10 protein-coding genes and 2 pseudogenes are annotated in these 12126 nt (G+C 64.1%); 4 read left to right on the plus strand and 8 right to left on the minus strand.

The window, feature by feature from the left end; all coding sequences use genetic code 11:
• Nucleotides 1-50: 50 nt before the first annotated feature.
• The 5 genes from QFZ91_RS41635 to QFZ91_RS41655 form a co-directional block, all read right to left on the minus strand.
• Nucleotides 51-422: a BON domain-containing protein gene (locus QFZ91_RS41635; RefSeq protein ID WP_368595876.1), complete on the minus strand. Its 372-nt coding sequence runs from the start codon at nt 420-422 to the stop codon at nt 51-53.
• 408 nt (nt 423-830) lie between these two features.
• Nucleotides 831-3200, minus strand: coding sequence for a DNA polymerase II (locus QFZ91_RS41640; protein WP_429570871.1), 2370 nt, complete (start codon nt 3198-3200; stop codon nt 831-833).
• A gap of 153 nt (nt 3201-3353) precedes the next feature.
• Complete coding sequence (locus QFZ91_RS41645) at nt 3354-4364, minus strand: DUF2891 domain-containing protein (protein WP_429570872.1); 1011 nt, start codon at nt 4362-4364, stop codon at nt 3354-3356.
• 10 nt (nt 4365-4374) lie between these two features.
• On the minus strand, nt 4375-4509 hold the full coding sequence (locus QFZ91_RS41650; protein WP_429570873.1) for a hypothetical protein: 135 nt from the start codon (nt 4507-4509) through the stop codon (nt 4375-4377).
• 25 nt (nt 4510-4534) lie between these two features.
• The gene (locus QFZ91_RS41655) at nt 4535-5452 is read right to left on the minus strand and encodes a LysR family transcriptional regulator (protein ID WP_429570874.1); all 918 of its coding nucleotides are present in this window, start codon (nt 5450-5452) and stop codon (nt 4535-4537) included.
• 104 nt (nt 5453-5556) lie between these two features.
• On the opposite strand from QFZ91_RS41655, the gene mdlC reads away from it, so the two are divergent.
• From mdlC to QFZ91_RS41675, 4 genes and pseudogenes are all read left to right on the plus strand, one after another.
• Nucleotides 5557-7200: a benzoylformate decarboxylase gene (mdlC, locus tag QFZ91_RS41660; protein WP_429570875.1), complete on the plus strand. Its 1644-nt coding sequence runs from the start codon at nt 5557-5559 to the stop codon at nt 7198-7200.
• 37 nt (nt 7201-7237) lie between these two features.
• Nucleotides 7238-7420, plus strand: a complete 183-nt coding sequence (locus tag QFZ91_RS41665; RefSeq protein WP_368714904.1) for a hypothetical protein — start codon at nt 7238-7240, stop codon at nt 7418-7420.
• A pseudogene (locus QFZ91_RS41670) lies at nt 7363-7524 on the plus strand (aldehyde dehydrogenase family protein); the annotation flags it as partial. The gene QFZ91_RS41665 and the pseudogene QFZ91_RS41670, both read left to right, overlap by 58 nt.
• A gap of 58 nt (nt 7525-7582) precedes the next feature.
• Nucleotides 7583-9001: an MFS transporter gene (locus QFZ91_RS41675; RefSeq protein ID WP_429570876.1), complete on the plus strand. Its 1419-nt coding sequence runs from the start codon at nt 7583-7585 to the stop codon at nt 8999-9001.
• Nucleotides 9002-9048: 47 nt separating this feature from the next.
• Here the strand turns inward: QFZ91_RS41675 and QFZ91_RS41680 are convergent, their stop codons facing one another.
• From QFZ91_RS41680 to QFZ91_RS41690, 3 genes and pseudogenes are all read right to left on the minus strand, one after another.
• On the minus strand, nt 9049-9780 hold the full coding sequence (locus QFZ91_RS41680) for a DUF2278 family protein (protein WP_429570877.1): 732 nt from the start codon (nt 9778-9780) through the stop codon (nt 9049-9051).
• A gap of 43 nt (nt 9781-9823) precedes the next feature.
• Nucleotides 9824-10558, minus strand: a complete 735-nt coding sequence (locus QFZ91_RS41685) for an alpha/beta fold hydrolase (RefSeq protein WP_429570878.1) — start codon at nt 10556-10558, stop codon at nt 9824-9826.
• An 81-nt stretch (nt 10559-10639) separates the two neighbouring features.
• A pseudogene (locus tag QFZ91_RS41690) lies at nt 10640-12098 on the minus strand (aspartate aminotransferase family protein).
• Nucleotides 12099-12126 lie beyond the last annotated feature (28 nt).

Raw genomic sequence — 12126 nt, forward strand, 5'->3', positions numbered from 1 at the left:
ATGCGCAGTCAGAAAGTCGATCTTCCTGCAAGGTGCGGTCCAGGGCCGCTTCAGGTCCCGACCGGACGGATCGACAGCGCGTTCCTGACCGAAGTTACGCCGGGTACGCCTTTCGCCACCTCGGTTGCCCGGTCGCTCTGTGCCTGGAGCGGTACGCTGCCCTGCAGCGTGACAGCACCATCGCGGGCGCGAACCGTAATATTGGCCGTCGAGATGCTCCTGTCTCTCACCAGCGCATTTCGAACCTGACGTTGTAGCGCCCGGTTCGCTGCTTTCATCGACTTGTAATGCGATCGGGCTTCAGGCGTCGTGGTCGGTGCAGACTCGGGGGCGTTAGCGTTGCTCGCCTGCGCATAGGCGTGAATCGAACCCGAAATCAGAAGGGCGGTACTGACCAGTCTGACGGCTTGGATTGCTTTCATGCATCTTCTCCTGTCGTTGCAGATCGTTGGGCTACAGACTCAGGTATATCGCACAGCGTCCCCGCAATGTTTCCGGGGCGGATCAAATGGCACTATAGGACAATAAAGGGTTAGGTCAAGAGACAATGCAAATCCAGTCCAATTGCACTGACAAGCGACGATTTGGAATACTTCGAATTATGATGGCGCAATACCGCTGATAGGATTACAAATCAAAACCAAGGATTAGTTTTTTTCCGCCTTTAATCATGGATTACCTATGCCTAATTGACATATTTAGCCATCCCGGATGTGGCGGCACGGTTACAACTCCGGCATAAAAGCGCCCTTCGATGGAGAGGCTGAACCGCCGTGCGTGGTGAAGTAGGCAATTCGTCCATGGTCGCGGCCGCACGCTCGCCGCCACGATCAGAACAACTGTTTCTGGCCCGACATCAGCGTCGTGAAATCGTCACGCAGCAACGGCAGAATCGCGTCGGCGACCGGCTGTAATTGCCGCGTCACATAGTGCTCGTAGTCGATCGCCGAGCGCAGCGTTTCGAGCGGCTCGGGGCCGGCCACCGTAATCACGTAGCTGATCCAGCCGCCGTTCTGATATTGCAGCGGACGTCCCTGCTGGCGATTGAACTCATCGGCGACGCGTGCCGCGCGCACATGAGGCGGCACGTTGCGCTCGTAGGCGTCGATCGGTCTGCGCAGCTGCTTGCGATAAACCAGCTGATCGTCGAGCCGGCCCGCGAGCGTATCGCGCACGTAGTCGCGCACGTAATCCTGATACGGCTGCTGCTTGAAGATGCGCCGATACAGTTCCTGCTGAAACTGCTGCGCAAGCGGCGTCCAATCGGTGCGCACGGTTTCGAGACCTTTGTAGACCACGTCCTCGCGCCCGTCAGGCAATACCGTAAGGCCTGCGTAGCGTTTCTTGCTGCCTTCCTCGGCACCGCGCACCGTCGGCATGAAAAAGCGCCGGTAGTGCCGCTCGAATTGCAGTTCCAACGCACTGTCGATACCGAAGCGCGCCTGCAGCTTCTGCCGCCACGCCGCGTTGATATGTTCGACGAGCGCGCGGCCGATGCGCGCGGCGTCTTCCTCGTCGTGCGCGTGCCTGAGCCAGACGAAGGTCGAGTCGGTGTCGCCATAAATCACTTCGTAGCCTTGCGCCTCGATCAGCTCGCGCGTCGTATGCATGATCTCGTGGCCGCGCATCGTGATCGACGACGCCAGCCGCGGATCGAAGAAGCGGCAGCCGGTCGAGCCGAGCACGCCGTAGAACGCGTTCATGATGATCTTCAGCGCCTGCGACAGCGGCTTGTTGTGCTCGCGCTTGGCCGCTTCGCGTGCCTGCCAGACCTGCGCGACGATCGACGGCAGGCAGTGACGCGTGCGTGAGAAGCGCGCGCCGAGAAAGCCCGGCACAGAGTGCGCGTCGTCGGGATGCAGCATGCCTTCGACGAGGCCGAGCGGGTCGATCAGAAACGTGCGAATGATCGACGGGTACAGGCTCTTGTAGTCGAGCACGAGCACCGAGTCGTAGAGGCCGGGCCGCGAGTCCATCACGAAGCCGCCGGGGCTTGCCGCGCCGGCCACGTCGCCGAGATTCGGCGCGACATAGCCCTGCCGATGCATGCGCGGCATGTACAGATGCGTGAATGCCGCGACCGAGCCGCCGCTGCGATCGGCGGGCAGGCCGGTCACGGTTGCGCGTTCGAGCAGGAACGGCAGCAGCTCGGTCTTCGCGAAGATGCGCGTGACGAGTTCGCAGTCCTTCAGGTTGTAGCGCGCGAGCGCGGGCTTGTCTTCGTCGAAGCGGCGCTGGATTTCGTCCATGCGCTGATACGGATTGTCGATCGCCTTGCCTTCGCCCAGCACCGAACGCGACACATATTCGAGGCTGAACGATGGAAAGCTCCACGTCGCCGACCGCAATGCCTCGATACCGTCGATGACCCAACGGCCCGCCACGCCCGCGAAAAAGTGATTTCGCGTGACACCGTGTTCGCGCCATTCCATCACCGCGCCACCGCGGCCGATGCGCAGCGGCACGCGATACTGCTCGGCATGCTGTTGCAGCACCTTCAGATCGAACTGCACCAGGTTCCAGCCGATGATCGCATCGGGATCGTGCCGCTCCATCCACTCGATCAGTTTTTCGAGCAGTTGCGCGCGGGTTTCGCAGTATTCGAGCTTGAAGTCTAGGGGGTCGGCGGGGTTGCCATTTGGCGGTCCGAGCATATACACCTGCCGCTCGCCGCAGCCTTCGAGCGCGATCGAATAAAGCTCGGCATGCGCGCTTGTTTCGATGTCGAGCGATACGAGCTTCAACGGCGGACGATATCCGTTGGCCGGTTTGAGCTCGCCATCGAGCCAGGGGCCCTGGTTCCGCGGCACGCGGCTGAACCACACCGGCGCGGTGATGAAGCGCTCCATCATGTAGCGCTCGGGCGGCTGGATATCGGCCTCGTAGACATCGACGCCGCCTTCTCGCAAGCGCTTTTCGAAGCCCTTCAATTGCCGGTATTGCGCACAGTAAAGCCCGCTGACCGGCCGATGCTGGAAGTCGTGCAATTCGAGCGGACGCAGATCGAGCGGCGCGTCGCGGCGCAGGATCGTTTCGGCGCGTTCGCGATGTTCGGCCGGAATGAAGGCAACGGACGGCTGAGGGCGCAGACGGATGTGGCGCGGCCCGCTGTCCGTCGCCAGCCAGAACTCGATTTCCGTGCCGGCGGGCGTGTCCCGCCAATGCCGGGTCAAAATGAAACCCTGCTCGAACTCAGTCAAACTTCCACCTTTTAAGCGGCGCAATTGCCTTGCGAGATTTTACCGCCGCGGGCAACGACTTTGAGCGGGCAAAGAAAAGGGCGCTTCGCATTGAAGCGCGCCAAGCAGTACGGCTTTATTTTTTAAAAGCCGGTTCAGTTCGGTTCCGGTCGCTCAGGCTTCGAGCGCGAGTGTCGCGAACGTCGCGAGCCAGTGCTCGCCCATGTAGTCGCCCGCCACATGCGGCAGCGCGCAGCGCAGATGACGCTCGGCCGCATCGAACAACAGGGTGCGCCGCACGTCGCCGGCGGGCAGCGCACGCGCGAGCGCACGCTGGCACCACGCGCGGCTCAGATTGAGGCCGTCCAGATGCGCAATCTTGCCGTCGCTGCGATCGGTGACGGTGACCGGTTCGAACAGCGTCGCCGGCTTTTTCGCGCCGAGGTCCGGCAGGAATCGTCCGAACCAGTCGGCGAACTGCGCGGACGGCAACACGCGCCGCATCAACTCCGCTTCCATCAGCGACGGCGACAGGAACTCGTCGCCGGCCGGCTCCCACGCCTGACACGCGACGTCATCCAGATACCAGCGCTCCGCGGTGCTGACGATCAGCGCCTCGAGCGATTCGCGCGAGGTATGCCGCGCGAAATCGAGTGTCAGTGCGAGTGCGAACGCCATGTTGAAGTGCGTGCCGACGCGCAGCGGATAGGTCGCTTTCGGCAGGAACTCCTCGAAACGTTCGACGAACGTCTCGGTGAGCGGCACGAACGTCTTCGACCAGCTCGCGGCTTCGGAGATTTTCATCGACTGCAACTGCGTGCTGAGCGCGAGCAGCCATGCCCAGCCATACGGCCGCTCGAAGCCGCGGTTGTGCGGCAGGTCCAGATACGCGAGTTCGCCGGCGACGTTCGCCTCGGTGAAATGCTCGTCGACCACCGCGACGATGCGCGCGGCCTCGGGCAGATCGGGGAAGCGTTCGAGCAGATGCAGGATCAACCAGTAGCCGTGCACACACGAATGCCAGTCGTAGCTGCCGTAGAAGATCGGATGCAGGGCGCGCGGACCCTGCACGTCGTGCGGCCCTGCGAGCGAGTGCGTGAGCTTGTTCGGGTATTCGCGCGTGAGGTGAGCGAGCGCGACATTGGCGAATTTCGACGCGAATTCGCGGGTGAGCTGGATGGTCATCGGCGGCTCCTCAGAAGCGCAATACGAACAGGTACAACAGTATGGTGTTGACGATCGGCAATAGTAAAGCGGTCGGCCATTGCGGCATCACGCCGATCGCGCCGATCACGCCGAGAATCGCCGGGTTGCCGTTGAACTGATGCACGATCGGCGGCGCGTGCCGGAAGCGCTCAGCCCGCGTTGATTCCCTCCGACGTCAACTGCCGCAACTGCTCCAGCAGCTTGACCGCCGGACTCGGCAGGATGCCCTGGCGCCGCCGGAACGCGGTCAACGTGCGCCGCCCGACCACGCCCGGCACGCCGAGCGTATCGAACACGCCGGCCTTGCTCTCGGTCACGTACATCGTCGACGCCATCCAGCTCAGAAAGCCCGAGCGCGCGACCAGACTCTTCAGCGCCGTGACCGAGCGGGTTTCGACGACGACGTTCGGCAGACCCAGCCCGCGCTCGGCAAACACGCTCTGCATGTGCTCGAACGGCCCGGTGCCGCGCGGCGGAATCGCCCAGCGCTCGCCCAGCGTGTCGGCGAGCTTGAGGTCGGGCTTACCCCGCAGCGGATGATCGAGCGCGGCGACCACGTAGCTCGCATCTTCCCAGCGGCAATCGGCGATCGCGGTGATCTCGTCGGTGTCGGGCACGGCCATGCTGAGCGCGAGATCGATCTGACGTTTGACCAGCGCATCCGCGAGCCGGTCCCACACGCCTTCGATGATCTCCACGCGCAGGTTCGGCCACTTCGTCAACACGCCGCTGACCGCGAGCGGCAACAACAGGCTCGCGATGCTGCCCACCGCGCCGACCCGGATCGTGCCGCGTGCGAGGCCGCGCATCGCGTCGATTTCCTCGCGCGCCTGTTCGGCTTCGCGTTGCAACAGGATCGCGTGCGGCAGCAGTGCTTCGCCGACCGCGGTCAGATGCATGCCGCGCGAGTGCCGCTCGAACAGCGGCGCGCCGACCTGTTCCTCGAGACGGCGGATGATCCGACTAAGCGCCGGCTGAGTGATATGCAGCGCTTCGGCCGCGCGTCCAAGGCTGCCGCTCTCGACGATCACCGCGAACGCCTGCAGTTGTTGAAGGTTGTAGGTCATGCCAAAAGGTAATGCCTTTTAGCGAATTAGGCAATTTTCGGTTACCCCGGCGGCCGTGATAATGGCCTGTCGATCTTTCGCGCTCATCACACAGGAGGCCTCGCATGACAGGCAGCGCGCCGCAGCACAAGCCAGCACACACGAAAGAGCAGGGCACCCAATGGACCGTACGCGACGCGGTCATCGACTTTGCGCGCCGCGTCGGCATGACGTCGATCTTCGCGAACCCCGGCTCGACCGAGTTGCCGATGTTCCGCGATTTCCCCGCGGATTTCCGCTACGTGCTCGGTCTTCAGGAAGCGGTCGTGGTCGGCATGGCCGATGGCTACGCGCAGGCAACCGGCAACGCGGCGCTCGTGAACCTGCATTCGGCGGCGGGCGTCGGCAACGCGATGGGCAATATCTTCACCGCGTTTCGCAACCGCACGCCGCTCGTCGTCACCGCGGGTCAGCAGGCCCGCTCGATCCTGCCGTTCGACCCGTTCCTTGCCGCGACCCAGGCGACCGAATTGCCAAAGCCCTACGTGAAATGGAGCATCGAGCCGGCCCGCGCGCAGGACGTGCCGCTCGCGATCGCGCGTGCGTACGCGATCGCGATGCAGGAGCCGCGCGGCCCGGTGTTCGTATCGATCCCCGCCGACGACTGGGATCAGCCGGCCGAACGGGTGGCCGATCGCGAGGTCGCGCACATCATGCGTCCCGATCCGGCGATGCTGGAGCGTATCGGCGCGGTGCTAGACGCGTGCGCACGGCCCGCATTCGTGGTGGGCGGCGCGGTCGATCGCGCGGATGCGGCGACAGACGTGGTACGGCTCGCGGAGCGGCACGCCGCGCGCGTCTACGTCGCGCCGATGACCGGGCGTTGCAGCTTCCCCGAAACGCATCGGCTGTTCGCGGGCTTTTTGCCGGCGATGCGCGAGCGCATCATCGAACTGCTCGGCGCGCACGACGCGATCTTCGTGATCGGCGCGCCCGCGTTCACGTACCACGTCGAAGGCAGTGGTCCGCATGTGCCGCCGGGCGCGCGGCTGTGTCAGTTGATCGACGATCCGGGCGTCGCGGCATGGACGCCGCAAGGCATCGTAGCGGTCGGCAATCTGCGGCTCGGTGTGCAAGACCTGCTCGCGCGCGCCGCGCCCAAAGCGCGCGAATTGCCTGCGCCGCGCGCCGCGGCGCCGCGTGCGCTGCCGCCGGCGCAAGGCGAGCGGATGTCGGTCGCATTCGCGCTGCAGACACTCGCCGAAGTGCGCGATCCCGATGGCATCGTCGTCGAGGAAGCGCCGAGCTCGCGGCCCGTCATGCAGACCTATCTGCCGATCCCGCGCCCCGGCACTTTCATGACGATGGACAGCGGCGGCCTCGGCTACGGCATGCCGGCTGCCGTCGGCGTCGCGCTGGCGCGGCCTGGGCAGCGCGTGATCGCGCTGATCGGCGACGGTTCGAGCATGTACTCGATCCAGGCGATCTGGAGCGCGGTGCAGATGCAGTTGCCGATCACGTACGTGATCCTGAACAACACCCGCTACGCGGCGCTGCAGGATTTCGCGCCGGTGTTCGGCTTCGCGCCGAACGAGACCGTGCAGGGCACGGATCTGCCGGGACTCGACTTCGTGACGATCGCGGCGGGCATGGGTTGCCCGGGCGTGCGCGTCAGCGAGGCGGCTGAACTTGCCGGCGTGTTGCGCCGCGCGTTGACCGAAGCTGACGGGAAAAGCGGTCCCACGCTCGTCGAGGCGATCGTCGCGTAACGGCATTTCCGATTTACGAAAAGAAGGGAGTCCTACGATGAAAAACGTATCGATGCTGATCTGCGGCGAACAGGTACAGGCGCGCAACGGCGCGAGCTTCGAGCGCGGTAATCCGCTCGACGGCGAAGTCGCGTCGCGCGCGCCGGCCGCGACCGTTGAAGATGCCATCGCCGCGGTCCGACCTTGCACGACGAAGCGCAGATGCCGTTCGGCGGCGTGAAGGCGAGTGGCTTCGGCCGCTTCGGCGGCAAGGCGGGGATCGCGGAATTCACCGATCTGCACTGGGTCACGCTGCAAACCACGCCGCGTCACTATCCGTTCTAATTGCCGACACCAAAAAATCGAACAACGCGCGCGCAGCGCAAACAACGGAGACATGTCGATGAACTACGTTCCTCCCGCTTCGGCCGCGCCCTCGACCTCGACCGCGCGCGACGACGCGGCGCTCGCCGGCATTGCGCGCGGCGGCAACACGGTAGACATCGGTCATGCGCTCGACGATGGCCCCTATACGTTGCTGCAGAAAATCGCGGTGGTGCTCGCGGCGCTGTCGATCGTCGTCGATGGTTTCGACAGCCAGCTGATCGGCTTTGCGATTCCGATGCTGATCAAGGAGTGGGGCATCACGCGCAATGCGTTTGCGCCGGTGGTCGCGTCGGGGCTGATCGGCATGGGCATCGGCAGTGCGTTCGCGGGGCTGTTCGCCGATCGCTTCGGCCGCCGCTGGGCCGTGATCGGCAGCGTGTTCGTGTTCGGTCTCGCGACCTGCGCGATCAGTCTGGCGCCGAACGTCGGGGCCATCGCGGCGCTGCGCTTTGTCGCGGGGCTCGGCATCGGCGGCGCGCTACCGACGTCGACCACGCTGACCGCCGAGTTCACGCCCGCGCGTTTTCGTACGTTCGCGGTCACGGCGACCATTCTGTGCGTGCCGCTCGGTGGCATGGTCGCGGGACTGTTCGCCGGGCAGGTGCTGCCGGTTTATGGCTGGCGCGGTCTGTTCGTCGCGGGCGGGGTGCTGCCGCTCGTGCTCGGCATCGTGCTCGTCGCCGCGCTGCCGGAATCGCCGCGCTTTATGGCGCGCCGTCCGCATCGCTGGCCAGAACTCGCGAAGCTGCTGCGGCGCATGGCCCGCGACGTGTCGGCCGATGCGAGCTTTACCGACGTGCGCGAACAAAGCGCCGAGAAACACGTCGGCTTCACCGCGCTGTTTCGCGATGGCCGTTCGCGTGACACCGTCGCGATCTGGGGCGCGTTCTTCATGTGCCTGCTCGCGGTGTACGCGGCATTCAGCTGGCTGCCGTCGATGCTGACGAGCGAGGGTTTGAGCGTGTCGCTCGCGGGCTATGGCCTGAGCGCGTACAACCTTGGCGGCGTAATCGGCGCGGTGCTGTGCGCGCTGGCGATCGGGCGCTACGGCTCGCGCTGGCCGCTGCTGCTGTGCTGCGCGGGCGGCGTCGCGAGCGCATGGATGCTGCTCGGTGTCAGCGCGACGCGGCATACGGCGTTGATGATCGTCGGCCTCGGCTTGCACGGGCTGTTCGTCAATGCGGTGCAATCGACGATGTACGCGCTGTGCGCCTACGTCTATCCGACCGGCGTGCGGGCAACGGGCACCGCATCGGCACTCGCGGTCGGCCGCGTCGGCGCGATTCTGAGCGCGTTCGCGGGCGCCGCGGTGATCACGGCCGGCGGCGCATCGGGCTATCTGCTGATGCTCGGTATCGCGATGGTCGTCGTGCTGATCGCGCTCGCGGTGGTGCGGCGGCATATTCCGCGGCGAGGCGCCGCGACCGTGCGCTGATCGATGCGGAAGGCCGTCGCGATGCCCCGGCTTACGTAGCGAGGCTATCAACCTCGTTGAATATAAACAGGCAATGCCACCGCATTCGCGGCCGGATCGCCGGCTGCATCGGTCGGCAAATATTGCGTCTGGAACGCGGTAAACATGGCGGCAAATCCATCGGCGCGCTGCACGATCACCGCGCCGTCCTGGAACGTGCCGTTTTCGTTGTAATGCGGACCGCGCGGATTGCCCTGATTCATGTGGGTTTCGTGAAGACCGTCCTTCTTCGGCAGAAACAGAAAGCCGAACCCGTAAACCAGAATGCCCGCGGTCGTCGGTGTCCAGAAATCGCGGTTATGCAACTGGCCGCTGCCGTTGTCGTAGGGCAGGCTTTGCGACGGCTTGCTTTCGTCGATGGTCAGGATTTCGTCGATGATGTCGTTGACGTCGGCGCGATTGCCGTTCTGGTCCTCGTAGGGGACCGGTCGCATGCGGTGAATGTCGAGCAGGCTGCTGTCCTGGAAGTAATCGAGTCGCGGAAAGCCACTGGTGTAGAGGCCGAGGTTCAGGGCCTGCAGTTTTGCGGTGAGCGGATCGGCGAAGTTCAGGTCGGCATAGAAGTACACGTCGTCGCTACCGCTTGCACCCGGTTGCGTCGACGCCGAATTGACGACGATGTTGAATGGCGTGTTGTCGTTGCCAGTCACCGTAATCACATAGTGCGGACTGCCAACATAAGAATCTTTGAAAGGCGCCGCGCGCAGCAGTTTTCCCTTGAACATGCAGTATTCGTTCATGACTGAATGACCTTGTCGAAGTTGACGAAAGGAAAGCGAAAGATCAACGAGCCGTTTCGAACCCGGCTGCCCAGCGAGCCCATTCGACCAGCACGTCGGTCACATCGTCGGGCCGCTCCATCGTGCACATATGACCGCTTCGTTCGATTACGCGAAGCTTCGAGCCGCGAATCTGCGCGTGCATCTCCTCGTGACGCGCCAACGGACTCCATTTGTCATCGCGTCCGCACACGATCATCGTCGGGCACGCGATGTCGCGAAGCAGCGCCGTCGCATCGGGACGATCCAGCAATGCGCGGATCTGCGCCGAGAATTTATCTGGCGTGCTTCGCTCGATCATGTCGAGCACCGCCTCGTAGACGGCGGAATCGTGGCGATCAGTGTTGACCATGCCGGGCGCCCACTCGTTGCCCATCGCGCGCATGCCTTTCGCGCGCGCGAGTTCGAGTAGTCGCAGCCGCTGCGAGCGCTCGCTTTCGCCGGCCTCTCCGGCGGCACGCGGCGTGCAACCGGTGTCGAGCAACGCGAGCCCGGCGACGCGTTGCGGTGCGCGCCGGAACACTTCGAGCGCGACCCGTCCCCCCATCGAATGACCCGCGACCAGCAGGCGGTCTCCCGAAACCGACTCGAGCACGAGTTCGGCCATCGCGCCGAGCGAGTCGCGCATGCCGTAGTCGGGCACGAAGCAGTCGCCGATCGCGCCAAGCGCGCCGCGCTGATCGGCCCACACTGCGCCGTCGCACAGCAGTCCAGGGAGCAAAACGATTTGGTGGGTCATGGGTGGGTCCTGTGATGCGTTGAACGGATAAAAGAAATGACACTCTGTACGACGTCATTGTCGAATGGTCATTCATCCGCCTTACCATAGCATGCCCATCTGCCGCGCGGTCGCATCGATCGCCGCTTTTGCCTTCGAGACGATTTCGTCGATTTCCGGCCGGCTGATCACGAGCGGCGGCGACAGCAACATCCGGTCGCCGCTCGCGCGCATGATCAGATTGGCGTTGAAGCAGAAGTCGCGGCACAGCGCGCCGACATCGCCGCCGTTCGCGAAGCGCTTGCGCGCGAGCGGCTCCTCGGCGAGTTGCACACCCGCCACGAGGCCCGCGCCGCTGATCTCGCCAACGACAGGATGAGCGGCGAACGTCTCACGCAGTCTCTTCTGAAAGTACGGACCGGTATCCGCTTTGACGCGCTCGACGATCTTCTCGTCGCGCAGCAGTTTCAGATTGGCAAGCGCGACGGCCGCAGCGACCGGATGCCCGGAGTAGGTGAGGCCATGATTGAAGTCGCCATTGTCGATCAGTGCGCGGGCGACGCGATCATGCAGGCCGACCGCTCCCATCGGCGCGTAACCGCTGGTGAGTCCCTTCGCGAGCGTGATCAGGTCCGGCTCGAAGCCGAAGTGCTGATGCGCGAACCATTCGCCGGTTCGGCCGAAGCCGCCGATCACTTCGTCCGCAACGAGCAGCACGTCGTACTTGCGGCAAATACGCTCGATTTCCGGCCAGTAAGTGTCGGCCGGAAAGATCACGCCGCCGGCTCCCTGGAAAGGCTCACCGATAAACGCGGCGACATGGTCCGCACCGAGTTCGAGAATCTTCGCTTCGAGCTGCCGCGCGCGAGCCAGCGCGAATTCTTCCGGCGTCTGACCGCTCGCCGCTTCGCCGAAGAAATAAGGTTGATCGATATGCACGATGTTCTCGACTTTCGACGGCATCTGTTCATGCATATAAGCCATGCCGCCGAGCGTGCCGCCCGCGATCGTCGACCCGTGATAAGCGTTCTTGCGCGCGATGACGAACTTCTTCGCGCTCTGGTGTTGCGTCGCCCAGTATTGATGAACGATGCGCAGCACGGTGTCGTTGCCCTCGGAGCCGCTGTTGCAGTAGAAGAAGTGATTGAACGGCGCGGGCGTCAGCTCGGCGAGTAGGGCCGACAGTTCGATCACCGGCGGATGCGTCGTCTTGAAGAAGGTGTTGTAGTACGGCAGTTCTTGCATCTGCCGGAAGGCGGCGTCGGCGAGTTCATGGCGTCCGTAGCCGACGTTCACGCACCACAGTCCAGCCATGCCGTCGATGATCTTGTTGCCGTCCGAGTCCCACAGGTACACGCCTTGCGCCTTCACGATCACGCGCGAACCCGCGCGATTGAGCGAGCCCATATCCGAGAACGGATGGATGTGATGCGCGGCATCGAGCGCGCGGTATTCGGCGGTGCTGCGCGACGGGGCTTGCGAGGTCGGCGCGTCTATCGTTGCGCCAAGCTCGGGCGTCTCCTTTCTCCGCATACATCAGATCGTCAGTCTTATAGCTCATACCGCCTCCGTCTTTTCAAAGTTCTCAT

It is taken from the genome of Paraburkholderia sp. JPY419 (genome assembly GCF_050435705.1).
In the GTDB taxonomy this organism is placed as follows: Bacteria; Pseudomonadota; Gammaproteobacteria; order Burkholderiales; family Burkholderiaceae; genus Paraburkholderia; species Paraburkholderia youngii.